Genomic DNA, 23,287 nt, shown 5'->3' on the forward strand with positions numbered 1-23,287 from the left:
ACGGCATATGGGGATGGGCTTGCCGGGTCACAACGAAGTCACGGGGCCGAAGTTCACACCGTCACTGGGTACGCAGAATCGGGGAAAAATGGGCGTGAAGCGACGGAGACGCGACGGGCAGGTCATGGGCAGGCGCCCGCGACGCGCCACCAAAGCGACGGGTCGGACGCAGGGACGCGCCGGGTGGGTCACTGTCAGGTGCCTGTTTTAGCGTGACGGACGGGATTGGGAGCGGTGCGGAGCGGGTCATCTGACAGGATAGATCAGAGATTATCCTACATTGGTAGTGGCGTGACGGGTGGACCGAATGGCTGTGGGTCGCGCCGGGCATGGGGAGAAGATGAACGGCCGCATGTCCTGCCGCGGCGACCATGACATTTGCTGTCCGGATGATGTCGAAGCGTCCATGTGTGCGGGTTTGGCTTGAAGTCGGGGGCGGTTGGGCCGATAATAGATGTGCACCGGCACCGATGCCGGCAAAGGAGATGATTTCCATGGCCAATTGGTCCGATCCCCGTTCCGACAGCCCTGCCGGCATGGCGGGCTTTGGCGGCGCGACGGCAGCGCGTGGCGAGGCGTTCGACGCCGGGCTGCGCAAATATATGCTGTCCGTCTATAATTATATGGCGAGCGGCGTACTGCTGACCGGCATCGTGGCGCTGCTCTTTGCCAATAGCGGCATGGCCTACAGCGTGTTCGCTGGCCCCGGCATCCTTAAATATATCGTGATGTTCGCGCCGCTGGCCTTCGTCATGGTGCTCAGTTTCGGCATCAATCGCCTGTCGACCGGCGCAGCGCAGGCGCTCTACTGGGCCTATGCGGCGGTGATGGGCGTGTCGCTCTCCTATATTTTCCTGGCCTATACCGGCACGTCGATCGCGCAGACCTTCTTCGCGACGGCCGCCGCTTTTGCTGGCCTCAGCCTGTGGGGCTATACCACCAAGAAGGATCTGTCGGGTTTCGGCACCTTCCTGATCATGGGCGTTGTCGGCCTGTTCGTCGCCAGCCTGATCAACATCTTCATGAAGTCGAACGCGATGAGCCTGGTCATCAGCGGCGTCGGCGTGCTGCTGTTCGCGGGCCTGACCGCGTATGACACGCAGAAGATCAAGGGCATCTATGCCCATGTCGCGGGCACGGACATGATGGGCAAGTCGGTAGTGATGGGGGCGCTGAACCTCTATCTCGACTTCATCAACATGTTCCTGTTCCTGCTGCGCTTGTTCGGCGATCGCCGCTGATCGCATCGCGGATTTGATATGAGAAAGGCCCGGTGGAGCGATCCGCCGGGCCTTTTTTTGTTGGAAGCTCGCTTTGCTCGCTACCCCCTCCCCCCTCTCTGGGAGGGAGGGGGGACGCTGGCGTTCAGTCCTGTTTCTGCATTTGCGCGATGAGGGCGCCGTCGATTTCCTTCTGCCTCTTGTAACCGGGGCGTGTTCGCAAGCGGGCGGCATAGGCTTCCAGCGCGGGGCTGGAGGGTATGGACTTAAAGTTAAGGCCCCAGTCGATCTGCGAGCCGACATAGACGTCGGCGGCGGTGAACTGGTCGCCGCAAATCCAGGCTTCGCCCGCGACGGCTGTTTCCAGCGCGGCGATGGTGTCCTCGAACCTGCCATAGCCGGCGGTGCGTTCCCGGCCTTCGGGCAGGGTGAAGCCCATGGCTTTGTTGGTGACGGCGGCCTCGACCGGGCCTGCGGCGAAGAAGAGCCAGCGATAATAATCATGGCGGTCGGCGGCTGGCGGAGCGAGGTTCGCGTCCGGGAAGGCGTCGGCCAGATAGGCGCAGATGGCGGCGCATTCGGTGACGGTGCGACCGTTATGGACGATCGCGGGCACCTTGCCCATCGGGTTGATGGCGCGATAATCTGCGGCCTTCATGCCATCGTCGCCATAGTCGAGGATCACCGTGTCATAGGGCGCGCCGACCTCCTCCAGCATCCAGCGGACGATCTGTCCGCGCGACATGGGGTTGGTGTAGAAGATGAGGTCAGAGGGCATCGGTGTCTCTCCTGAATCGGGATGCCGCGAGGGTGACGCAAGCGTGGGGGCGGCGCCAGCCTGTTTCGGGCTGGGACAAGGCAGAATTGACCGGTGAAACGTCATTGCGGGCGGAGCGGAGCGATCCATATGACGCGGCCACGGATTGCCGGGCTGCGTTCGCAATAACGCAACGGGTCGCCTGTTTCTAGCAGCCCACGCCCATGGCGCCGCCGAGCATCCCACCAAGGCCGCCGCCGCATTTCTTCTTTTTCTTTGGCACCTGCCGGGCGGGGGCATCATCCTCGTCATCGGCGGCCTGGCTCATCATGCTGCCCATGTCGGGGCCATTCAGCATCCACATGGTGTTGGCGCGATAGCGGACGCGGGCGATCCATTCGGGCTTCCATGCCATCTTGGGATCGGCGGGGCGCGGCGGATAGGCGAAGTCGGCTTCCGGGCCATAGGCGTAGAGGCTGCCCATCAGCATCTCGCCGCCCGCCTGGGTGACGGCGGCGGGGACGGTGCAACTGGTCTGGCTGGGCGGCATCACGATCTTCTGCGCGATCATCTTCTGCACGGCGGCAGGCGACATCCAGTCCCATACCGGGCCGCCAAAGGCCTGGCTGGCGGACGAGGCCCACCAGACCATGTCGCCATTTTCCTGCGCGCCGAAGGTCCAGGCATAATAGCCGGTCGCCTGAGGCAGGCTGTTCCAGCTAAGGATCGTCGCCCCGCCGGCGATCTGGCGCGCAGAGCCGGTGATGGCGGGCATGAAATCCTGTTTCAGGTTGAACGCGATGTCGGGGCTGTAATTGCCGGCGATGCGATGGTCGCCAAGCAGGGAACTGTTGGCGGAGACGGTTTTGCGAGTCTGGCCATTGGGCCAGTCGCCATAGGTCTTGCTGTTCGACGCGCGGACCTGCCATTCCTGCGGGATGGACGCGCCGGTCATGTAGAGGCCGGGCGGCATCTGGCCCCTGGCGACCTTCGCGAAGTCGATGACGACCGGCTGGCCCGCGCCGACCGTGGCGCTGCAACCCCAATAGATGAGCAGGCGGCCCTTGGGCCGTTCGCCGGGCATGGGCTGGTCCTCGCTGGAGGCGATGCGCGGCGTGACGAGCGGGACCGAGGCGCCAAGGCCGGCGCCGGCGGGCATGAAATGTTCGGCGGCCGGGGCGCCGCTGGCAGGCGCGCGGGTGGAGCCGAGGCGCAGGACGAGTTCGTGCATCGGCTTGTTGCCGCCCCCCATCATCATGCTCATGGCCGCGCCCATGCCGCCGCCGCCGCCAGCCATGGCGGCCATGCCTGACATGGTGCCGGCGTCGATCGTGTAGCGGGCAATGGGACCGGACCCCTGCTGGCTGGAGCCGGGGGCGGCGAGAAAGGCGAGGGATGCGAGAAGAAGCGCGCCGCGAGCGGGGCGAGACGTCAGAAATGTGCGCACAACATCTATTCCTTGATCGTTACGGAAGAGATGCGACCTTTTTTCTGGATGCGGCTGTGTAGCAGAAATTCAGGGGCGCTTGAAGCGGCCTTCGCGCAGGAAATGGGCGACCTGATCGGCGACCGGGCGGTTGTAGATCATCGCGGTGTGGGCGACGGGCAGGATCAGATGGTCGCTCTGGCCGGGCAGGTGGGTGGCGGCGACGCTGACCTTGCCGTCATTGGGGGCGCGGAAGACGAAATCGGGCAGCGCGCCGATCATCGGACGGTCGCCGGCGATGATGCCGAGGGGATAATCGACGGCGCCGAAGAGCGCCTGCGTCGTGGCGTCGCGTTGGGTGCGGAGCAGGATACCGGCATGGTTCAGGACCGGGCGGTCGAGGCGCAGGCGATAGCAGAGATCAGCCAGTTCGCTGCCGCCGTTGGGCGTGCCGAGCATGACGACGCGGCCGAGTTGGACGGGGCGATGGCGGGCGAGATAGGCGCGCAGCAGCAGGCCGCCCATGGAGTGGCCGACGAAGTGGAGTGGACGCGAGTCATGGGCCGGTCTGGTGGTGATGTGCTGGTGGAGGTGGGCCAGCACCCGGTCGATCGGCCAGCGCCAGCTTGGGTAGCCGATGTTCGCCACGGTGTAGCCGGCTGCGCGCAAACGGCGGGCGAGAAGCGCGGTCTGAAGTGGATGGCCGCCGAAGCCGTGAAGCAGGATGACGGTTTCCGGGTTCGCCCCAATCATGACAGGGATGTCATAGAGGGGCTGGTCGGGCAAGGCGGCGGAATGGACGCGACCAGCGCGGATGCTCCGATCCCTCGCCCGGAAGCGGGGAAAGGATATATAGCGCCGCTCCCGCCCTCGACCATGCCCTTTGGCCGTCCCCCATCAGCCGTGAAAATAGTCATAGACCTGCTGCGCCACCGCCTTCGACACGCCCGGCGCCTTGGCGAGGTCGTCGAGCGCCGCGTCGCGGACTGCCCGCGCCGTGCCGAAGTGCATCAGCAGCGCTTTCTTGCGGGCGGGGCCGATGCCGGGGACTTCGTCCAGCGAACTGACCGTGATCGCCTTGCTGCGCTTGGCGCGGTGAGCGCCGATGGCGAAGCGGTGGGCTTCGTCGCGCAGGCGTTGCAAATAGAAGAGGACCGGATGGTTGATCGGGAAACTGATTTCCCGTCCGTCGAGCATATGGAAGACTTCGCGCCCGTCGCGGCCATGGTGCGGCCCCTTGGCAACGCCGATCATGGTCACATCTTCTATGCCCATTTCCTCCAGCATGGTGCGCGCCGCCGATAGCTGGCCCTTGCCGCCGTCGATCAGAACGAGGTCGGGCCATTCGCCGCTGTCGCGATCCGGGTCTTCTTTTTGCGCGCGGCCGAAACGGCGTTCGAACATTTCGCGCATCATCGCGAAATCGTCGTTGCTGATCGCCGGGTCTTTCATGTTGAACTTGCGATAGGCGTTCTTGCGGAAACCCTCCGGCCCGGCGACCACCATCGCGCCCAGCGCATGGGCACCCTGAATATGGCTGTTGTCGTAGATTTCGATGCGGTCGGGCACGCCCTCCAGCCCGAACGCCTCGACCATGTCGTCCATGATCCGGCCCTGGCTGGTGGTTTCGGCAAGACGGCGGTCGAGCGCCTCCACCGCATTGCGCTGCGCCTGCTTGATGAGGCGGGTGCGGTCGCCGCGCTGGGGGACTTCGATGCGGACCTTGCCCCCTGCCCGCTCGGCCAGCGCCAGTGCCATCAGTTCGCATTCGGCCGGTTCGCGGTCGGTGAGGATGAGGCGCGGCGGCGGCACTTCCTCGTAAAATTGCGCCATGAAGCTTTCCAGCACCTCCTCCGTCGCGACGTCGGCGGTGTGGACCGGAAAGAAGCTCCGATGGCCCCAATTCTGGTCGCCGCGAATGAAGAAGGCCTGGATGCACATCGCCCCGCCCTTTTCCGCCAGCGCGAATATGTCTGCGTCGCCCAGTCCTTCGGCATTGATCGCCTGCGACCCCTGAATGAAGGTCAGCGCTTTCAGGCGATCGCGGATCACCGCCGCCTGCTCGAAATCCATCGCATCCGACGCCGCCTGCATGGAGGCGCCCAGTTTCTTCTGCACGGCGGTGGATTTGCCGCCAAGGAAGTCCTGCGCGTCCTTCACCAGTTCGGCATAGCCGTCCGGGTCGATACGATCGACGCAGGGGGCCGAACAGCGCTTGATTTGATAGAGCAGGCAGGGGCGCGAGCGGTTGGCAAAGAAGCTGTCGGTACAGGAGCGCAGCAGGAACAGCTTTTGCAGCGCGTTGATCGTGCGCGTCACCGACCCGGCGCTGGCGAAGGGGCCGTAATAGCGGCCCTTATATTTGCGCGCGCCGCGATGCTTCTGAACGCGGGGGAAGGCGTGATCGTCGCGCAGCAGGATGAAGGGGAAGCTTTTGTCGTCCCGCAGCAGGACGTTGTAGGGCGGGCGATAGCGCTTGATCAGTTGCGCCTCCAGCAACAGCGCTTCGGCTTCGCTGTTGGTGGTGACGATGGTCATGCTGCGCGTCTGGGCGACCATGCGCTGGAGCCGGCGCGGCAGGCGATCGACCTGGGTATAGTTAGCGACGCGATTCTTGAGCGCGCGGGCCTTGCCGACATAGAGCACGTCGCCGCGCGCATCGTGCATGCGATAGACGCCGGGACGGATCGGCAAGGTCTTGAGCGTCGTGCGGATCGCTTCCACGCCGGTGTCGATATCCGGCTGGCTGCCGGTGATGGTGAAGCTCGCCTTGTCTTCGTTGAAACGATCGGGGGATTGCGGGCCGGACATGAGCGCAGAGATAGCGTGCGCGCCATCTTTCGCAATGGTCGGGGTTGATCGGAGCGGTTTTCGCTCTATCTATACCGGACCGTACAGAAAGACACGGCCTCTCCATAATATTCGACCCACCAGCATCAAAGGGATCACCCAATGAGCGTAAAAGCCTATGGCGCTTATGCGGCCGACAAGCCGTTGGAAGCCATCGACATCGAACGCCGCGCCGTCGGCGCGCATGACGTGCAGATCGCCATCGCCTATTGCGGCGTCTGCCATTCGGACCTGCACCAGGTCCGTTCCGAATGGGACGGCACACATTATCCCTGCGTACCCGGCCATGAAATCGTCGGTCATGTCACCGCCGTCGGCGACCATGTGAGCAAGTTCAAGGTCGGCGACACGGTCGGCGTCGGCTGCATGGTCGATAGCTGCCAGAGTTGCGCCTCCTGCGAAGAGGGGCTGGAGCAATATTGCGAGACAGGCTTCACCGGCACCTATAATGGCCCGACCGCCGACGCCCCCGGCCATACGCTGGGCGGCTATTCGCAGAGCATCGTCGTCAAGGACGATTTCGTCCTGAAGGTCAGCCATGCGCCGGAACAACTGGCGGCGGTCGCCCCCCTGCTGTGCGCTGGCATCACCACCTGGTCGCCGCTGCGCCACTGGCAGGCCGGCCCCGGCAAGAAGGTCGGCATCGTCGGCATCGGCGGCCTTGGTCATATGGGCGTGAAGCTGGCCCATGCGCTGGGCGCGCATGTGGTGGCGTTCACGACATCCGAGAGCAAGCGGCAGGACGCGCTGGCGCTGGGGGCTGACGAGGTGATCGTGTCGCGCAATGCGGACGAGATGGCGGCGCATGCGGCCAGCTTCGACTTCATCCTGAATACGGTCGCGGCGAGCCATGACCTGGACGCCTTTACCGCGCTGCTGAAGCGGAACGGGACGATGACGCTGGTGGGCGTACCGGAACATGCGCACCCGTCGCCCAATATCGCGGCGCTGATCTTCAAGCGTCGGTCCATCGCCGGGTCGCTGATCGGTGGGATCGCAGAGACGCAGGAGATGCTCGATTTCTGTGCCGAAAAGGGCATCGTCGCCGAGATCGAGACGATCGCGATCCAGGAGATCGAGACCGCTTATGCGCGGATGCAGAAGAGCGACGTCAAATATCGCTTCGTGATCGACAACGCCACGCTGGCGGGATGAGGCAAGGAACGGGCGGCTTGAAAGGGCCGCCCGGTGTTCTGCACGCATTGCCCTAATCCGTTCCCCGGCGAAGGCGGGGGTCGATCGGGCCTTGCAGGACTGGACCCCGGCCTTCGCCGGGGAACGATATGTGAGCAATATGCCGAAAACATAAAAGGGCCGGTGCGACGTGCGCACCGGCCCTTTTATGTTCCGTCCGATCCGATCAGTTGATCGTGCCGAGACCCGATATCGCGCTGTCGACCAATTCCTTGTCGGCCTTGGCGTCATGGCCCTGGGCGATCAAGGTGGCGGCAGCGGCGGTCGCTGCGTTCACAGCCTTGGCCCGGATGCCGGCGATGGCGGCGCGTTCGGCTGCGCCGATCTTGTCTTCCGCCATCTTCTGACGACGGGCGACCAGATCTTCGGCGTGGACCTTTGCGTCGGCGATCAGCCCTTCGGCTTCATGCTCGGCCGCCTTGCGCATGGCGTCGGCTTCGCCGGCCGCAGCGGCCAGCCTGGCTTCATATTCGCGCTTGAGCGTTTCGGCTTCGGCGCGCAGTTTCGACGCTTCGGCAAGCTGTGCCTTGATCTGGGCGATCCGGCCGTCCAGCGCGCCACCGATCAGGGCGGGCACCTTCTTGATCAGCAGAATGACGATGAACGCGGCCATCGCCAGACTGACCCAGGCCGTCGCGTCCATGCCGACCGCCTTGGGATCAGTGTGCGGCTCGACTCCTTCATGGGCGACGGTGCCGACCGGCTCCATGCCTTCTGCGTGAATTGCCTGGTTCAAGTGCGGAACCTCCGCTGCGCTGTGGGATGCTGCCTCAGCCATGGGCCAATGCCGCCTTTACTGCGTTGCGGGCTGCATCGTCCGAGGCTTCCACGCCGGAAATGCGAGCCACCATGTCGCGCGCCGCATCGGCGGCGACGGTTTCGATTTGTGTCATGGCCGCGTCGCTGGCACCCTTGATACGGGCTTCGGCGGCGGCGATCTTTTCAGCGACCACCGCATCGGCGGCGGCGAGACGGACTTCGGAAGCCTTGGCGGCTTCGCTCTTGGCCTTGGCCAGCGTCGCTTGGGCAGCGGCGCGGCTTGCGGCGTCGCGGGTGCGATAATCCGCTTCCGCTTCGTCGGCGCGGGCGAAGGCGGCCTTGGCCGCGTCCAGATCACCGCTGATCTTCGCATCGCGCGCATCCGCCGTGCCCTGCACCTTGGGCACCATGCCAAGGCCGATGACGAAGAAGACGAGGCCGAAGGTCAGCAGCAACCAGAAAATCTGGCTGGAGTAAGTATCGGCAATTTGCGCGATTTGAGGCATTTTACGGTCCGTCCGATCAGAGGGCGGTCAAATAAAGGAAGCGGGCAGGATATGGCATGAAGCCGCCCTGCCCGCTCCAAATTTCGTGTGTCAGGCCACGAACACCAGGATCATGGCGATAACGAACGCCAGCAGACCCAGAAGTTCCGCCGCGGCGAAACCGATGAACAGACGACCCTGCTGGCCGTCGGCAGCGCCCGGATTGCGCAGCGCGCCTTCGAGGAACGCGCTGAACACGTTGCCCACACCGAGGGCGGCGATGCCCGCACCGATTGCGGCCAGGCCAGCACCGAGCAGCTTTGCGGCTTCTGCGTCCATGTCGTAAACTCCCTTGTTAAATCAAAGTAATAGTTGAAGAAATTGGCGAAATCTTAGTGCAGGTTCTCGGCATCGTTCAGATAGACCGAGGTCAGCAGCGCGAACACATAGGCCTGGATGACCGCGACCAGCATTTCCAGCGCGCTGATGCCGATCATCAGGATGAAGCTGGCGGTGCCGACCGTGAAGCCCAGCGCCGGCGAGGCGTTGGCGCTGTTGATGACGAAGCCCGCCAGCACCTTCAGCAATACGTGGCCAGCGGTCATCGCGACAAACAGTCGCAGGCCAAGGCTGAACGGACGCACCATGAAGGAGACGAGTTCGATGAAGAAGAGCGGGACCACCATCGCGATCGGCGTGCCGTGCGGCACGAACAGCGAGAAGAAGTGGAAGCCATGCTTATAGAAGCCGACGATCAGGACGATCGAGAAGCTCATGATCGCCAACACGCCGGTTGCGGTGAAGTGGCTGGTGAAGGTGAAGGGGTGCATCCCGATCAGGCCCAGCGGCAACAGGCCGAGCAGGTTCGCCAACAGGATGAACATGAAGAGCGAGAAGACGTAAGGGATATATTTCCGACCCTTGTCGCCGATATTGGCGACCAGCAGGTTCTTGATGAAACCGGTCATATATTCGACCGCCATCTGCCAGCGACCCGGCACCAGTTCACGCTTCATCCCGCCGATCACGAAGACCCACAGCACCACAGCGGCGAGCACCATATAGAGCGCGCTGTTGGTGAAGGCGATGTTGAAGCCGCCCAGCGACCAGTGATCCGTACCGAACAGGGGTTCGATAGCGAACTGGTGCATCGGATCGATCTTGCCGGATTCTGCCACGTTGACCCCTGTAACGTCTATGTAACGCTTAATGTCTTCGGACTAGGAGCGATGCGGCCTTATTGTTCGGGCGGCTTCGTCGTCGTCAATCTGATGATGTTCCTGAAGGCCGCCACGATCCCAAGACCGAGGAAAACCAGCAGGAGCCAGGGTGTCGTGTCGAACAGCCGGTCAAGAACCCAGCCGATCAACGCACCACCGACAAGACCGCCGATCAGTTCCGCCAGCACCCGGTTCCCCAGCCGCGATCCATCGTCCGCTGCCTGTTCCGTGGCGCCCTGCCTGACCTTCTCGACATGCTCGGCCTTCGCGATCCGCTCCTCAAGGGAAGCGATCCGCGAGTCCTCGCCCGCCTGGTCCTGTCCGGGTGTATCCGCTGCCATACATCGTCTCCATCAGGCTTTACGGCCAGTGTGTTCGGCATGGCGCTTGCGGCTGCACCCGTCAAGGCGAGGCCCCTCTAGGAAGGGTTGGGCGGAGTGTCAACCCCGACAAAAGCGGCTAAAACCGGCCTTTCGGACAATAGAGGTTCGCGGGGTTGCGCGGACGTAATTTGCTATTTAGCTAAATAGGAATGGACAAGATCTTCAAGGCGCTGGCATCCGAACCGCGCCGCCGCATCCTGGAATATCTGGCGGTCGAACCAATGACCGTGGGCGAGATCGCCGACAATTTCGAGATGGCGATGCCGTCCATTTCCAAGCATCTGGCGGTGCTGAAAGAGGCCGGCGTGGTGCGCGAACAGAAGCGCGGGCAATATGTGCTCTATACGCTGATGACAGAGGCGCTGACGGGGCAGTTGTACGGGTTTCTGGCGCCTTATTGCGGGGAGGCGCGAAGGATCGTGGAGGCGCGTCCGAAGCGAAGGGGGCGGGATTGAGGGGATGATGAGTGCGCAAATGCCGGGCTTGACGCGGCATCCCGCTATTTGTTTGCCGGAGAAGAAGCGGGATCCCGGCTCAAGGCCGGGATGACGTGGGGGTGAGTGGCAATTTCAGGTGGAGAGCGGACGGTCGGCTTCGAGGTTTAAGGCTCGGAATACCGTCATCCCAGCGATTATCACCCCATCTAAAAGGGGAGTATCCTTCATAAGAAAAAAAGGCGCGGTAGCCGGGCCACCGCGCCTTTTTTGTTTCCTAAAACCCGCTGCGATCACCCAGCCGTCGCGCAATAAGGCGGCAGCGCGATCGCGCCTGCGCCCTTGGTCTGCCAGGCGCCGGCGCCGATGCGGTAGACCTGGCCCTGCTTCACCCGGCTGCTCAGCGTCTGGCAGCCGGTGGCGGCGGCGACATCCTGTACCGTCACCCCGCGCTGGCCGGCCAACTGGGTGTAGGCGGCGCGGCGCTTGATGTTGATCGCTTCCACTCCGGAGCGAACGTCCGCTCCGACCGTGCCGGCGATGCCGAGATAGCCGTCCGCCTGCTCGCCGACCGTGCCGGCCGTCATGGCGGCGGCCACGGCGCCGGACTGGGCGCGTGCGGGGGCAGTCATGAGGAGACCGCTGGCCAGCGCAACTGCGGCGCTAGCGGCCAAGATCAGTAGCTTGCGTGTCATTGCGGGAACAACTCCGGATTATTCTGGATAAGATCCTGCGCGTCGCGTTGCAGCTTCACAACCACTTCCTGCTGGACCTTGACGTTCAGGTTGATTTCGATGGGCTTGTCCGGGGCCTTCACCTGGATACAGCCGGTGAGGGCCAGCCCGGCGAAACCCGCCATCATGATCGTTCGCTTTTTCATTTCGGTTCCCCGTTTCGCACCTTGTCGCTTTCCACAGGCTGAACCGCAAGATTTTGTTGCGCGCCCGTGCGCATTTCGCCCTGCACCTGATCGCCGATGCTGTTCTGGATCAGTTGCGACGGGTCGATGAAGGATTGGGCGGTGCCCATCAGGCCACGGAAAGGCGCGGAAATGCGGACGTTGAAGATGAAGGGCAAGCCGATGAAACTGCGGCTGATGCCCGACGGCGCATCGCCCAATTTTCCGCGATTGACGCCGTTGAAGACGACATTCGTCACCATTTCGCCGTCCAGCGCGCCGTCCATCAATATGGTCAGACATTTATATTGCAGATTCTTGAGCGCGTCGAAGGCCATCTTGCCCATGACGCCGACCTGCTCGTTGGACACCGGGCCGACATAGGAGAGGACGCCCGACTGGCGCGTGGGATCGCAGGGGATGGTGGGCAGCACGCCTTCGGGCATGATGAGCGGAGGCATGCCCTGCTGTCGCGCGACCAGCACGCCGCCCGCGACCCGTCCGCCCTTGGCGTTGAAGATCAACGGCATGATGCCATCGAACGTGCCGGTGGCGGAGACATTGTCCAGTTCCATCGCCTGAATGAAGGCGCCCGCGTCCAGCCCGATGACGCGGAAGGTCAGATAACGGTCGACATCCTCGCCGAAATTCATTGTGGTGGGCAGCAGGTCCAGTTTGCCGCCGGAGAAGGGCCAGCCGCCGCCCTCGATGCGAACCTTCTGTCCGGCTTCGAGACGATAGCGGACGATGCCGTCCTGCACCTCGACGCCGGGATTGACCTTCGCGATGCGCACTTCCTGGCCCGGCGCGGAGACGAGGCCGATGAGGTCTGTGAAGTGGATTTCGCCCGACAGCCCCTCGACCGGGCCAAAGGCGGCGGCGAGATTGGCGTTGTCGGTGCGGAAGGTGCCGCTGCTGGTGACGTTGGAGCCGGTCCAGTCGATCCGGCCCTGCCCCGTCACTTTCGCATTCACATTGGCGACGACGCCGAGCGTGAGCGGCGTGATGTCTTCGGGTTGGAGGCTGGGACCGAAATTGAGGTCGGAGACGATGAGATCGGCATGGCCCTTCGCGCTCGACAGGTCATGGACGATGTCGGTGCGGGCGACCAGTGCGCCGCCGCGCGGGGCGGTGAGCGAGCCGCTGGCGGTGATGCGGCCATCCTTCATCGCCAGCCTGAAGTCTGGGGAGAGCAAGGGCACGAAGCGGGCGGGCGTTTGTGAATCGCGCACGGTGACGGCGGCGCGGAAGGCGAGCGCGCCCCTGGCGAAGCTCCAGTCGCCCGCGCCCTGTTCCATGATGAGCGGCACCGCGCCGATCTGCCCCCCTGCCCCGCCGACCTTGCCGGCAAAGCCGTCCTTCGTCGCGATCCCGTCCAGCGTGGCGGCGGCGAGGCGAACGGCGGGGGCTTCGGGCGGGCCGATGATGAGCGCCGGGTTGGCGAGCGCAAAGCCGGTGCGGCCCAGGATCATGCGGGCATGATCGGCGGTCAGGCGCATGGGGTTGTCGCCATTGCGGCCGGACAGAGCGAGGTCGCGGATTTCCGCGCCGCCGCTGGTGCCGGCGGGGCCGGTCGCGAACATCGCGCCGCCGACCGGGCACAGGGTCTGGCGGGTCTGGCCAAGGGCGAAGGCGCCGTAGCGCGCCTCGACCAGTGAGACGGGGACGCAGGACGGGTTGATCGCCAGCGCGCCATTGGCAGCCATGCGGCCTTCGATCGGCAGGCTGAGGCCGCGCAGCCGGCCGTCGGGCAGCGGTCCGTCGAGCCGCAGGGCGGTGGAGAAATGGGTGGTGCCGTTCGAGTCGGCGGTGAAGCGGACGCGGTCGAGGCTGAGGCGGGCGTCGCCGGCGGCATAGGGATCGACGAACAATTCGCCGCCGAAACCGCCGCTCGGCCGCCGCGCCAGCCGCAACGCGGCGTTGGGCAGGCCGCCGCCGCCGGTCTTGAGCGCGCCGTCAAGCGACCAGTCGAGGCCGCCCTTCCTGCCGGGCCAGGCGAGCGTGACGCGGCTGTCCGGGGCGAGGCCGATGCGAGCGCCGCTGCGGGCATCCAGAGCGGCGTCGGTGACGATTACGCTGCCGCCGGATGGCTTTTGTACCAGTGCAAAACGGGTGCGCAGGTGATTGGCCCTGCCCGCCCGGTCGACAGCATCGGACAGTTGCATGGCGAGCGGGCCGACCGGTGTGCCTGTGCCGGCCGTGCGCAGGCCGGCGAGCGGATCGCGGCCGCCCATGTGAAGATCATGGCCCGACAATTCGCCCTTGAGGCTGTTGCCTTCCGTGCCGAACAGGAAGTCGCCAGACAGGCTGGCGTCGCGTAGCAACGCCCCTTGCGCCGTCAGCGCCTTTGCGCCGATGCGCAGTTTACCGCCAGTGCGGGCAGCGGCGCCATCGAAATCGACCCGACCGGAGGGGGCGGCCATGACCAGACCATTGGCCTTGAGCGCTTCGCCCGACAGATCGACACGGCCTTTCCAGCGGTCGAGCGTCTGACTGAGATTGAGGTCGATGACGGCAGCGGGCCGGGCGATCGCCGCGCCGGCATCGCGGCAGGCGAGAGCGTCTGCGCGAAGCGGGCCGGACAGATAGGGCTGACCCTGCTGCATCGCGATATCGACCATGGCGGTGGCGCGCGTCAGGCCGCAGCCTGCAAGCGAGGCACGCGGCATGGCGGCGGCCAAGCGGCCGCGGAAACCCGATTGCAGATTGCCGTTGCCGTCCAATTGCATGCCGACCCGCCCCGCATCGGTGTCCAGCGTCAGGCGCGCATCCGCGATCGAGACGAGCATGTCGGGCAGGCTGAACGGCGCGGTCGAATCGGGATCACGAAACTTGTCCAGTTCGCCCAGCCGCAACACACCGTCATGATAGGAGCCGCGCATGCGCACGCCGCCGGCGCGGACCGCCGCGACCTGTGGCGTCAGGCCGACAAAGGCGATGTCGACCTCTACCCAACGCGCAGTCAGATCCGGCCGGGCGGGATTGCCGAGGACGATATTCTCGATTCGCTGGGTGCGAATACCGACATCGACCAGATCATAATTGGCCTGAACCCCGCGCCGGTTGAGTTCGCGGCTGACGAAATTCTCCGCGATCGGCGCACGCTGGGTCCAGAGCGCGACCAGCACCAGCGCGAGCGACCCCGTGCCGACGCCCAGCCAACGCAGCCATGCCCGGCGAACCCTGTCTTCGCCGCCCTGTTCTTCCATGCCTATGGCCAACCCCGGCTTGATATGACGTCACCGTCCGTAACGGGAGCATAACGTCCCTGCACTCTTAAATATCCTTGCCCGTCGATTCCGCAACGCATAGCGTCAGGATCAAGGGCGAAGGGGGCGAGATTGGCGGATCAGGATGCAAAAGCCCCGCAGGATGGCGCCGGTCATCGCGCCCGGTTGCGGCAAAAGCTGGCGGACAGCGGCGGCGAGGCGCTGCATGACCATGAATTGATCGAATATCTGCTGGCGTTGGCTATTCCCCGGCGCGACACGAAGCCGCTGGCCAAGGCTTTGCTACGCGAGTTCGGCGGGATCGGCGGGCTGATGACCGCCGACTGGCCCGCGATCGCGCGGGTGCCGGGCATGGGCGACACCAGCATCGCGGCGATCAAGATCGTGCAGGCGACCGCGCTGCGGATGTTACGCAATGATGTGGCGGCGCGGCCGGTGCTGGCAAGCTGGCAGGCGCTGCTCGACTATCTGCGCGCCGACATGGCGTATCTCAGCGTCGAGCGGGTGCGGGTGTTGCACCTCAACAGTCGCAACATGTTGATCCGTGACGATCATATGGGCGACGGGTCGATCGATCAGGCCGCCATCTATGTGCGCGAGGTGATCAAACGCGCGATGGAACTGGGGTCGGCGGCGCTGATACTGGTCCACAACCATCCTTCGGGCGATCCGTCGCCCAGCCGGCAGGATATCGACATAACCCGGCAGATCGTGGAGGCCGGCAAGCGGCTGGGCATTGCCGTGCACGACCATATCATCATGGCTGCGACCGGGCATACCAGCCTGCGGGCGCAGGGGTTGTTGTAGGAATATCTGCGCTTAACTTCGCACATTTCCCGCAGATCACGACATTTTATTACGGAAGGGCGATCCTATCGGAACGCCTTTGGCAAACAGCGGCGACAACGAGCGCAGCATGACCGGAAATGGGCGGATAGGACATATGTCCCGATCCGCCCATTTCGATATTGTCAGTTGTTGAAGCCGAAATTCAGGAATTCGGGCAGCGGGCCGTTCCAGCCATCGTCCGGGCCGTCATCGACCTGTTCGTTACGGCGGCGCGGCGGCGGGGCCGAGGCGGTGCGATCGGGCTGCGCATAGCGCGGGCGGTCGTCGCGGGGACGATCCTCACGCTGGCCATTGTCTCGCTGGCCATTGTCGCGCGGGCGATCCTGACGCGGACGTTCCGTGCGGGGCTGGTCTTCGCGGGGTCTGTTTTCGCGCGGTTTGTCTTCGCGCGGCTTTTCTTCGCGAGGCGCGGGCGACGGCGTGTCTTCGCGCGGGGCGTCCTCGACCTGTGCGGGGCGAGCCGCCTTGCCACGGCTGCGCGGGGCACGACGCGGTTCATCCTGCGTCGGTTCGACCGATGCGACGACTTGCGCGGCGGCGACCAGTTCGATCTTTGTCCCGATCAGCTTCTGGATATTGTCGATCGCCTCCGCGTCCGCTTCGGTAACGAACGTGTAGGCGACGCCGGATGCGCCGGCACGACCGGTGCGGCCGATGCGGTGGACATAATCGTCCGGGTGCCAGGGCGCGTCATAGTTGAACACATGGCTGACGCCCTTGATGTCCAGCCCGCGCGCCGCGACGTCCGACGCGACCAGAATATTGACGGTGCCGGCGCGGAACCGTTCCAGTTCGGCGATGCGCGAACCCTGGTCGATATCGCCATGGATTTCGCCCGACTTGAAGCCGTCGCGTTGCAGGCTCTTGTTCAAGTCCCGCACCGTCGTCTTGCGGTTGCAGAAGATGACTGCGCTGGTGACGTCGGTTTCCCGGAGCATCTTGCAAAGGACGTCGCGCTTCTTGCGCGAATCGACCTTCACCAGCCGCTGGGTGATGTTGATCGAGGCGCTGGCGGGCCGCGCGACTTCGATCGACTTGGGGTTGGACAGGAATTTGTCCGCCAGCTTCTTGATGACCGGCGGCATGGTCGCGGAAAACAGCAGGGTCTGCCGCTGCGTCGGCAGCTTGGTGCAGATTTCCTCGATATCCGGGATGAAGCCCATGTCGAGCATGCGGTCGGCTTCGTCGATGACCAGCAGCGAGCAGCCGTTCAGCAAAATCTTGCCCCGGCCGAACAGGTCCATCAGGCGACCCGGCGTCGCGATCAGCACGTCGACGCCCTTTTCCAGCGCCTTGAGCTGGTCGCCCATCTGCACGCCGCCGATCAGCAGCGCCATGTTGAGCTTGTGATATTTGCCGTATTTCTCGAAATTCTCGGCCACCTGGGCCGCCAGTTCGCGGGTCGGCTCCAGAATGAGCGATCGCGGCATCAGCGCACGGGCGCGGCCATGGGCGAGAATGTCGATCATCGGCAGCACGAAGCTGGCCGTCTTGCCCGTGCCCGTTTGGGCGATGCCGATAATATCCCGCATCATCAGGACGGACGGAATCGCCTGCTCCTGGATTGGGGTCGGCGTGTCGTAACCCGATTCGGTTACGGCCTTGAGCAATTCGTCGGAAAGGCCGAGATCGGCAAAAGTCATTCAATAGTCCGGCACAGGAGGTCTATCCGTCCTGCGCGGATGCGAGACGGAAATCGGGCGGCCATTGCGAAAATATCGGCCTCTTGTCAAGAAAATCGCGCAAATGAACGGCTATGGCGCGGGATCAATCATCGTCATCGACCGGAATGAGGCGGCGGAAACTGTCGATCCCACAGCTAAGGCCGCTGCGCGCCTGCAATTCGTCGCGCCCCGAACAGAGCGAACCGTCGGCGTCCGGCTCCACATAGAAGCCCGAATAGAAGCCGGTCGAGTCGCAGCCGCGTTCGAGCCGCGCCCGATAGCGATGATCGTCGGCGAGAATCAGGTCGACGCCATTGTCCACGACGATGCTGGCGCCGCGAATGGAGCGCAGCGCGACGCAGCGCGGCCCCTTTTTTTCCTGCCAGCGATTGCGCGCATCAGGTACGATTCGGGCGGGCGCACGGCCTTTCTTCACCATCGGCACGCGGATGATGACACGCTGCTGGATGGACAATTGCGCCCATTGGACCGGGTCGCCGGTCGATGCGGAAAGCAGCAGCAATATGGAATGAACCAAGACGGACCCCTTTATGGGACGGATACGCTATCGGCCAATGGTTGAACCGTCGATGAATTCCGAGGCATAAGCCCGTCCCATGATTGGACAAGATAGTATCGACCGCTTCGTCGCCCTGCTCGGCCCCAAGGGGGTCGTGACCGATCCCGACGATATCGCCCCCTGGGTCAGCGACTGGCGCGGCCGATATCATGGGGCCGCCGTCGCGATCCTGTCGCCGGCGTCGACGCAGGAGGTCGCCGCGACCGTGGCGCTGGCGGCGGAACTGGGTGTCGCGCTGGTGCCGCAGGGGGGCAATACGTCGATGGTGGGCGGCGCGACACCTCCCGCCGATGGATCGGCCCTGATCCTGTCGCTGCGACGGATGAACCGCATACGCAGCCTGTCGCCCGACGACAATCTGGCCGTGTGCGAGGCCGGGGTGATCCTGAGCATATTACATGACGCCGCCGAGGAAGCCGGGCGGCGCTTTCCGCTGAGTTTGGGGGCGAAGGGTTCCGCGACGATCGGCGGGCTGGTGTCCACCAACGCCGGCGGGACGCAGGTGCTGCGCCACGGCACGATGCGCGCGCTGGTCGAGGGGATCGAAGCGGTGCTGCCCGATGGCAGCATCTTCGACGGGCTGGACGCGCTGAAGAAGGATAATCGCGGGTACGACATCAAACAGTTGCTGATCGGCGCGGAAGGCACGTTGGGCGTCGTCACCGCTGCGTCGCTAAGGCTGGCGCCGGCGATCGCCGCGCGGGCTGTGGGATGGGTGGGCGTGCAGACGCCTGCCGATGCGCTGGCGCTGCTGCGACTGGCCGAAACTATGCTTGGCGACAGCATCGAGGGGTTCGAGGTGATCGCGGACGAGACGCTGGGATTCGTGCTGGGCCATATTCCCGGCACGCGATCGCCGATCGAGACGCGCACGCCCTGGCATGTGCTGATCGAGGTGGACCATGCCGACCTGTCCGAACCCGGCCCGTCGGACCGGCTGGAGACGGCGCTGGCGGAAGCGTTCGAGCGCGGTATTGCGGTCGACGCCGCCATTGCCGCCAATGAAGCGCAGGCCGAAGCCTTCTGGCGCATTCGCGAATCGCTTTCGGAATCAGAGAAGGCGCAGGGACCGGCGCTGCAATATGACATCAGCGTGCCGGTGGCCAAGATGCCCGCCTTCATGATCGAGGCGGCGCAGGCGGCCGAGCGCGCCTTTCCCGGCACCACCGCCTCCTCCTTCGGGCATCTGGGCGACGGCAATGTCCATTTCCATGTCCGCGCGCCCAAGGGCACGAGCGACAGCCCGGCCTGGATCGCGGCGCAGGGACAGGCGATCAACGCCTTCGTTCATGACGCCGTCGTTGCCGCCGGCGGCTCCATTTCCGCCGAACATGGCATCGGCCAGATGAAGCGGGCGGAACTGGGCCGGCTCGCCAGCCCGGCGCGGATCAGCGCCCTGCGCGCGATCAAGGCGGCGTTCGACCCCATGGGGCTGTTCAATCCGGGCAAGCTGATCCCGCTGCCCGGTGAAGGTTGAAGGCGCGCCATCGACAAACAGATTGCCTCTGTCGGGCAAGACCATTATCGCCCTGCCCCAATATCAAGCCCGCGGTCCGCATCGAATTAGCGGTCGCACGTAACAGGATGACCCGAAATGGCCAGTGCGCCCGCGAACAATCTGCCGATCTTCTACAATGACCTGCTGCCGCTCAGCAGCGTGGACCATGTCGACTATCGCACCAAGCCCGCCGATTCGGCGCCGTTCCTGGTCACGCAGCACGCCATCCCGCTGACCGTGGACGAATTCGTCCCGGCGCAGCGTTTTGCGCCGATCATCTTTTCGGCCGGCAATGACGCCGTACCGCTGCTGCTGATGGGCCTCAATGAAGGCGTCAACGTCTTCGTCGACGACGAAGGCAAGCTGCGCGGTCCGGCTTACGTCCCGGCCTATGTCCGCCGCTATCCCTGGATGCTGGCCAAGCTGCGCCCCGACAGCGAAGACCTGTCGCTTTGTTTCGACCCCACCACGCCCACGATCGGCGCGTTCGAGGACGGCCAGCCGCTGTTCGAGGATGGCAAGCCCAGCGAACTGACCCAGGGCGTGATGAAATTCTGCGAGGATTTCGAGCAGGCGGCGGCCCGTACCGGCCAGTTCGTCCGCGACCTTCAGGAAATGGACCTGTTGATGGACGGCGAAGTCGCCATCCAGACCCCGGTGGCCGACCAGCCTTTCGTCTATCGTGGCTTCCGCATGATCAACGAGGACAAGCTGCGCGACCTGCGCGGTGACCAGCTTCGCAAAATCAACCAGAACGGCATGCTGCCGCTGATCCACGCCCACCTCTTCTCGCTCCAGTTGATGCGCGAAGTGTTCGAGGCACAGGTGTCGCAGGGCAAGGGGCCGATCGCCGTTCCCGCCGCCGTGGAAGCCGCGCCCGAGGCCGCCAACGCCTGAATGAGAAATTAACCCGAAAGGGTTTGAAAAATTGATGGAAAGGGCATCGCATCTCCCCTTGAAAGGCGATGCGACCTGCCCTATCTATCAATCATGCGATGCACCTGTCCCCCTTTCGGGTGTGTCGTATGGGCGTCTCCCCCTTTGGAGACGTCTCCTCCCTGAACCTTGGCCACCCCATGCTTGCATGGGGTGGTTTTTTATGAGGCATAGCAGGAGGCGGTGGGTTTCGCTTGACGCGGTCCCGCCCCCTTCCTAAAGGCCACCCCCTACCGGTCGCCAAGCGCGACACGTGGCCCCTTCGTCTAGCGGTTAGGACGCGGCCCTCTCACGGCTGAAACACGGGTTCGATTCCCGTAGGGGTCACCAAAATCCTCTCCCAGAGAGTATCAGAATGTGCCGGGAACGGCGGAATTCTGGGGTTTCCATGGTATAGCTATCCCATACGGAGCGGTCTTGGACCACCGGATACCAGCAGCTTTATGGTATGTCTGTTGGTAGCGCGGCCCTCCTCGAAAAGGAGATACCATCATGGCGCTCACCGCCGCTGCGATCGAAAACCCGCAGGGCCGGACCAAGCCCTATATCTCACCGATCGCGATGGCCTGTTTCTCTATATTACGGCCATAGATGATGTCCGTCACCCAGGCGCAATCGGCCTGCGCCATGTCGCAATGGCGATCGAGCGTGATGGCCGCGACGGCTGAATTTTCGTCTCCTGTCCTCAAAATCAGGATCCAGGGCGCCCGGAAAACCAAGGGCTATTCAGTGCATTTCATCGCAATCCGGCCAAATCATATGGAATTCATATGCAAATGCCGAAAAGCCCATATGGAAACATAATGCGGCTTTGTGCGATGGCGGGTTTCCAACAAGGCGAGCATGGATATTGAAGAAGGACCAACCGTGCGACTTGCCGGGACAGGAAGTCGGATCGCAAGGCAATCTGCCCGTCCTGGCCTTGGGCGCGCTCGGCGTCGTGTTCGGCGACATCGGCACTTCCCCGCTCTATGCGCTCAAGGAAAGCTTCGTCGGCCATCACCCGCTGGCTGTCGACAGGGACCATATTTTCGGCGTTCTCTCGCTCATATTCTGGACGATGACGCTGCTCGTCACGCTCAAATATGTGTTCATCGTCATGCGGGCGGACAACAAGGGCGAAGGCGGCAGCATGGCGCTGCTGGCGCTGATCTCGCGCAAGCTCGGCGACACCAGATGGACGCCGGCCATCGCGATCCTGGGAGTGCTGGCGACTGCCCTGTTCTATGGTGACGCGATCATCACCCCGGCCATGTCGGTGCTTTCCGCAGTGGAAGGTCTGACGGTCGTGAACAGCGGCTTCGAAGCCTATGTCCTGCCCATCGCAACCGTCATCCTCATCGGCCTGTTCCTGATTCAGAAACATGGCACGGCCAGGGTCGGCCTGCTGTTCGGTCCGATCATGGCTGTCTACTTCCTTGTGTTGGCGGGGCTTGGCATCATCAATCTTGTCGATCACCCGTCGATCATCGGCATCATCAATCCCTATTGGGCTGCCCATTTCTTCCTGATCGATCCCAAGCTCGCCTTTCTGGCCCTTGGTTCCGTCGTGCTGGCGGTGACGGGCGCCGAGGCCCTATATGCCGACATGGGCCATTTCGGTCGCAAGGCGATCAGTATTTCCTGGCTGTACGCCGCCTTTCCCTGCCTGCTGCTCAACTATATGGGCCAAGGTGCATTGCTGCTCGATCATCCGGCAGCGGCTGCCAATCCTTTCTTCCTGCTGGCGCCGGAATGGGCGCGCCTCCCGCTCGTCATCCTGGCAACGATGGCGACCGTAATCGCCAGCCAGGCGGTTATTTCAGGCGCCTTTTCGGTCACACAGCAGGCCGTCCAGCTTGGCTTCCTGCCTCGTATCCACATCGCCCATACCAGTGCGTCGGCCGCCGGCCAGATTTATGTGCCGCTGGTCAACTGGACGCTGCTGATCCTCGTGCTGCTGCTCGTGATCGGTTTCCAGTCATCCAGCAATCTTGCAGCCGCTTACGGCATCGCCGTCACCGGCACGATGGTCATCACTGCCTGCATGATGGGCGTGCTCACCTTCAGCGTCTGGCGCTGGAACCCTTGGCTGGCCGGGGCGACGACGGGCCTGTTCCTGCTGATCGATGGCGCATATTTCGCATCGAACGCCACGAAAATCCCAGATGGTGGCTGGTTCCCGCTACTGGTCGCGGCCGTGACCTTCGTGGCGCTCACCACCTGGTCGAAAGGGCGCGCCATCATGCGGCACCATATGAACGAGGGCGCCATGGAGGTGCCCTTGTTCATCCAGTCGGTGTCCCATTCGCTGAAACGTGTGCCGGGAACGGCCATCTTCCTGTCATCGCGGGTCGAGGGCGTACCGCCGGCTTTGCTCCACAATGTGAAGCATAACAAGATATTGCATGAACGCATCATCGTCCTGACCATAGTCACAGAAGCCGTGCCGCATCTGCCGCTCACGGGCCGGGAAGAGATCACCGACTGGGGCGAAGACTTCTATCGGATCGTGTGGCGCCACGGTTTCATGGAAGAGGTGGACGTGCCTGCCGCGATGAAGACGGTGAAAGGCTGCGGCGGCCCGATCAACATCAGCGATACGAGCTATTTTCTCAGCCGCCAGACCCTGATCGCATCCGCAAAACCGGGCATGGCGATCTGGCGCGAGAAGTTGTTCGCCTGGATGATCCGCAACGCGGAAACGCCGATGGAATTCTTCAAACTGCCGACCAACCGCGTGGTGGAACTGGGGTCTCAGGTCGAGATTTGAACTGCTGTCACAGCCCAGTGACGGTGAAGCCGCCCATGGCGATAGTAAAAACCCTATGGAGGGTGTGGTTGCCCCTCCCTGCCCGCCCGGACAGTCGACCAGCCGGGCGCCTGTACCTCGACACACACGGTGCGTCGGCGCCCCGATCATGC

General features: G+C 63.8%; 22 protein-coding genes and 1 tRNA gene. 8 read left to right on the forward strand and 15 right to left on the reverse strand.

The window, feature by feature from the left end:
* The first annotated feature begins 494 nt into the window (after nucleotides 1-494).
* Nucleotides 495-1,241: a Bax inhibitor-1/YccA family protein gene (locus tag ASE85_RS00080; RefSeq protein ID WP_056684084.1), complete on the forward strand. Its 747-nt coding sequence runs from the start codon at nucleotides 495-497 to the stop codon at nucleotides 1,239-1,241.
* A 124-nt stretch (nucleotides 1,242-1,365) separates the two neighbouring features.
* On the opposite strand, the gene ASE85_RS00085 is transcribed toward ASE85_RS00080, so the two are convergent.
* The 4 genes from ASE85_RS00085 to uvrC all read right to left on the reverse strand — a co-directional run bounded on the left by ASE85_RS00085 (nucleotide 1,366) and on the right by uvrC (nucleotide 6,214).
* Nucleotides 1,366-1,998, reverse strand: coding sequence for a glutathione S-transferase family protein (locus ASE85_RS00085; RefSeq protein WP_056681689.1), 633 nt, complete (start codon nucleotides 1,996-1,998; stop codon nucleotides 1,366-1,368).
* A 187-nt stretch (nucleotides 1,999-2,185) separates the two neighbouring features.
* On the reverse strand, nucleotides 2,186-3,424 hold the full coding sequence (locus ASE85_RS00090; RefSeq protein WP_056681693.1) for a hypothetical protein: 1,239 nt from the start codon (nucleotides 3,422-3,424) through the stop codon (nucleotides 2,186-2,188).
* Nucleotides 3,425-3,493: 69 nt separating this feature from the next.
* Nucleotides 3,494-4,156 carry an alpha/beta fold hydrolase gene (locus ASE85_RS00095; protein WP_056684087.1) on the reverse strand — a complete coding sequence of 221 codons (663 nt, stop codon included), beginning with the start codon at nucleotides 4,154-4,156 and terminating at the stop codon, nucleotides 3,494-3,496.
* 144 nt (nucleotides 4,157-4,300) lie between these two features.
* Nucleotides 4,301-6,214, reverse strand: a complete 1,914-nt coding sequence (uvrC, locus tag ASE85_RS00100) for an excinuclease ABC subunit UvrC (protein WP_056681696.1) — start codon at nucleotides 6,212-6,214, stop codon at nucleotides 4,301-4,303.
* A gap of 141 nt (nucleotides 6,215-6,355) precedes the next feature.
* On the opposite strand from uvrC, the gene ASE85_RS00105 reads away from it, so the two are divergent.
* Nucleotides 6,356-7,408, forward strand: a complete 1,053-nt coding sequence (locus ASE85_RS00105; protein WP_056681698.1) for an NAD(P)-dependent alcohol dehydrogenase — start codon at nucleotides 6,356-6,358, stop codon at nucleotides 7,406-7,408.
* Nucleotides 7,409-7,613: 205 nt separating this feature from the next.
* On the opposite strand, the gene ASE85_RS00110 is transcribed toward ASE85_RS00105, so the two are convergent.
* The 5 genes from ASE85_RS00110 to ASE85_RS00130 form a co-directional block, all read right to left on the reverse strand.
* Entirely contained in the window at nucleotides 7,614-8,225 is a 612-nt protein-coding gene (locus ASE85_RS00110) for a F0F1 ATP synthase subunit B family protein (protein ID WP_056681701.1), read from the reverse strand.
* Complete coding sequence (locus ASE85_RS00115; RefSeq protein WP_056681704.1) at nucleotides 8,218-8,712, reverse strand: F0F1 ATP synthase subunit B family protein; 495 nt, start codon at nucleotides 8,710-8,712, stop codon at nucleotides 8,218-8,220. Before ASE85_RS00115 ends, ASE85_RS00110 begins: the two co-directional genes overlap by 8 nt.
* A gap of 90 nt (nucleotides 8,713-8,802) precedes the next feature.
* Nucleotides 8,803-9,030 (reverse strand): F0F1 ATP synthase subunit C, encoded by a 228-nt coding sequence (locus ASE85_RS00120; protein WP_006961951.1) that lies wholly within the window; start codon nucleotides 9,028-9,030, stop codon nucleotides 8,803-8,805.
* Nucleotides 9,031-9,083: 53 nt separating this feature from the next.
* Entirely contained in the window at nucleotides 9,084-9,869 is a 786-nt protein-coding gene (locus ASE85_RS00125; RefSeq protein ID WP_056681706.1) for a F0F1 ATP synthase subunit A, read from the reverse strand.
* 59 nt (nucleotides 9,870-9,928) lie between these two features.
* Nucleotides 9,929-10,252: an AtpZ/AtpI family protein gene (locus ASE85_RS00130; RefSeq protein WP_056681709.1), complete on the reverse strand. Its 324-nt coding sequence runs from the start codon at nucleotides 10,250-10,252 to the stop codon at nucleotides 9,929-9,931.
* Nucleotides 10,253-10,443: 191 nt separating this feature from the next.
* Between ASE85_RS00130 and ASE85_RS00135 the strand changes: the two genes are divergently transcribed.
* A complete protein-coding gene (locus tag ASE85_RS00135; protein ID WP_056681712.1) occupies nucleotides 10,444-10,749 on the forward strand; it encodes a metalloregulator ArsR/SmtB family transcription factor in 306 nt (101 codons plus the stop codon).
* Nucleotides 10,750-11,021: 272 nt separating this feature from the next.
* On the opposite strand, the gene ASE85_RS00140 is transcribed toward ASE85_RS00135, so the two are convergent.
* Genes ASE85_RS00140 through ASE85_RS00150 form a run of 3 tightly spaced genes read right to left on the reverse strand, consistent with a single transcriptional unit; the run spans nucleotide 11,022 to nucleotide 14,835 of the window.
* The gene (locus tag ASE85_RS00140) at nucleotides 11,022-11,423 is read right to left on the reverse strand and encodes a YdbL family protein (protein ID WP_056681716.1); all 402 of its coding nucleotides are present in this window, start codon (nucleotides 11,421-11,423) and stop codon (nucleotides 11,022-11,024) included.
* Nucleotides 11,420-11,608: a YnbE family lipoprotein gene (locus ASE85_RS00145; RefSeq protein WP_056681718.1), complete on the reverse strand. Its 189-nt coding sequence runs from the start codon at nucleotides 11,606-11,608 to the stop codon at nucleotides 11,420-11,422. The genes ASE85_RS00140 and ASE85_RS00145 overlap by 4 nt, the downstream gene beginning before the upstream one ends.
* Nucleotides 11,605-14,835: an intermembrane phospholipid transport protein YdbH family protein gene (locus ASE85_RS00150; RefSeq protein WP_056681721.1), complete on the reverse strand. Its 3,231-nt coding sequence runs from the start codon at nucleotides 14,833-14,835 to the stop codon at nucleotides 11,605-11,607. The genes ASE85_RS00145 and ASE85_RS00150 overlap by 4 nt, the downstream gene beginning before the upstream one ends.
* Before the next feature lie 132 nt (nucleotides 14,836-14,967).
* Between ASE85_RS00150 and radC the strand changes: the two genes are divergently transcribed.
* Complete coding sequence (gene radC, locus ASE85_RS00155) at nucleotides 14,968-15,663, forward strand: RadC family protein (RefSeq protein WP_056681724.1); 696 nt, start codon at nucleotides 14,968-14,970, stop codon at nucleotides 15,661-15,663.
* A 164-nt stretch (nucleotides 15,664-15,827) separates the two neighbouring features.
* Here radC and ASE85_RS00160 read toward each other — a convergent pair whose 3' ends face one another.
* On the reverse strand, nucleotides 15,828-17,348 hold the full coding sequence (locus ASE85_RS00160; RefSeq protein WP_056681728.1) for a DEAD/DEAH box helicase: 1,521 nt from the start codon (nucleotides 17,346-17,348) through the stop codon (nucleotides 15,828-15,830).
* A 124-nt stretch (nucleotides 17,349-17,472) separates the two neighbouring features.
* Entirely contained in the window at nucleotides 17,473-17,907 is a 435-nt protein-coding gene (locus ASE85_RS00165; protein WP_056681731.1) for a hypothetical protein, read from the reverse strand.
* A 79-nt stretch (nucleotides 17,908-17,986) separates the two neighbouring features.
* On the opposite strand from ASE85_RS00165, the gene ASE85_RS00170 reads away from it, so the two are divergent.
* From ASE85_RS00170 to ASE85_RS00180, 3 genes are all read left to right on the forward strand, one after another.
* Entirely contained in the window at nucleotides 17,987-19,426 is a 1,440-nt protein-coding gene (locus tag ASE85_RS00170) for an FAD-binding oxidoreductase (protein ID WP_056681732.1), read from the forward strand.
* 117 nt (nucleotides 19,427-19,543) lie between these two features.
* Nucleotides 19,544-20,344 carry a SapC family protein gene (locus ASE85_RS00175; protein ID WP_056681736.1) on the forward strand — a complete coding sequence of 267 codons (801 nt, stop codon included), beginning with the start codon at nucleotides 19,544-19,546 and terminating at the stop codon, nucleotides 20,342-20,344.
* A gap of 294 nt (nucleotides 20,345-20,638) precedes the next feature.
* Nucleotides 20,639-20,713: transfer RNA gene (locus ASE85_RS00180), tRNA-Glu, on the forward strand.
* Between the two features lie 212 nt (nucleotides 20,714-20,925).
* On the opposite strand, the gene ASE85_RS22750 is transcribed toward ASE85_RS00180, so the two are convergent.
* Nucleotides 20,926-21,072 carry a hypothetical protein gene (locus ASE85_RS22750; RefSeq protein ID WP_156358143.1) on the reverse strand — a complete coding sequence of 49 codons (147 nt, stop codon included), beginning with the start codon at nucleotides 21,070-21,072 and terminating at the stop codon, nucleotides 20,926-20,928.
* A 185-nt stretch (nucleotides 21,073-21,257) separates the two neighbouring features.
* Here ASE85_RS22750 and ASE85_RS00185 point away from each other — a divergent pair, with 185 nt between their 5' ends.
* Nucleotides 21,258-23,135 carry a potassium transporter Kup gene (locus ASE85_RS00185; RefSeq protein WP_056681739.1) on the forward strand — a complete coding sequence of 626 codons (1,878 nt, stop codon included), beginning with the start codon at nucleotides 21,258-21,260 and terminating at the stop codon, nucleotides 23,133-23,135.
* Nucleotides 23,136-23,287: the final 152 nt, after the last annotated feature.

Origin of the sequence: Sphingobium sp. Leaf26 (assembly GCF_001421665.1) — a bacterium.
GTDB lineage: Bacteria > Pseudomonadota > Alphaproteobacteria > Sphingomonadales > Sphingomonadaceae > Sphingobium.

Excerpts from the sequence above, each read along its gene's own strand:
- ASE85_RS00080 (WP_056684084.1), top strand. The coding sequence starts at position 495 with ATGGCCAATTGGTCCGATCCCCGTTCCGACAGCCCTGCCGGCATGGCG.
- ASE85_RS00085 (WP_056681689.1), bottom strand. The coding sequence starts at position 1,998 with ATGCCCTCTGACCTCATCTTCTACACCAACCCCATGTCGCGCGGACAG.
- ASE85_RS00095 (WP_056684087.1), bottom strand. The coding sequence starts at position 4,156 with ATGATTGGGGCGAACCCGGAAACCGTCATCCTGCTTCACGGCTTCGGC.
- uvrC (WP_056681696.1), bottom strand. The coding sequence starts at position 6,214 with ATGTCCGGCCCGCAATCCCCCGATCGTTTCAACGAAGACAAGGCGAGC.
- ASE85_RS00105 (WP_056681698.1), top strand. The coding sequence starts at position 6,356 with ATGAGCGTAAAAGCCTATGGCGCTTATGCGGCCGACAAGCCGTTGGAA.
- ASE85_RS00110 (WP_056681701.1), bottom strand. The coding sequence starts at position 8,225 with ATGGCTGAGGCAGCATCCCACAGCGCAGCGGAGGTTCCGCACTTGAAC.
- ASE85_RS00115 (WP_056681704.1), bottom strand. The coding sequence starts at position 8,712 with ATGCCTCAAATCGCGCAAATTGCCGATACTTACTCCAGCCAGATTTTC.
- ASE85_RS00120 (WP_006961951.1), bottom strand. The coding sequence starts at position 9,030 with ATGGACGCAGAAGCCGCAAAGCTGCTCGGTGCTGGCCTGGCCGCAATC.
- ASE85_RS00130 (WP_056681709.1), bottom strand. The coding sequence starts at position 10,252 with ATGGCAGCGGATACACCCGGACAGGACCAGGCGGGCGAGGACTCGCGG.
- ASE85_RS00135 (WP_056681712.1), top strand. The coding sequence starts at position 10,444 with ATGGACAAGATCTTCAAGGCGCTGGCATCCGAACCGCGCCGCCGCATC.
- ASE85_RS00140 (WP_056681716.1), bottom strand. The coding sequence starts at position 11,423 with ATGACACGCAAGCTACTGATCTTGGCCGCTAGCGCCGCAGTTGCGCTG.
- ASE85_RS00145 (WP_056681718.1), bottom strand. The coding sequence starts at position 11,608 with ATGAAAAAGCGAACGATCATGATGGCGGGTTTCGCCGGGCTGGCCCTC.
- ASE85_RS00150 (WP_056681721.1), bottom strand. The coding sequence starts at position 14,835 with ATGGAAGAACAGGGCGGCGAAGACAGGGTTCGCCGGGCATGGCTGCGT.
- ASE85_RS00160 (WP_056681728.1), bottom strand. The coding sequence starts at position 17,348 with ATGACTTTTGCCGATCTCGGCCTTTCCGACGAATTGCTCAAGGCCGTA.
- ASE85_RS00170 (WP_056681732.1), top strand. The coding sequence starts at position 17,987 with ATGATTGGACAAGATAGTATCGACCGCTTCGTCGCCCTGCTCGGCCCC.
- ASE85_RS00175 (WP_056681736.1), top strand. The coding sequence starts at position 19,544 with ATGGCCAGTGCGCCCGCGAACAATCTGCCGATCTTCTACAATGACCTG.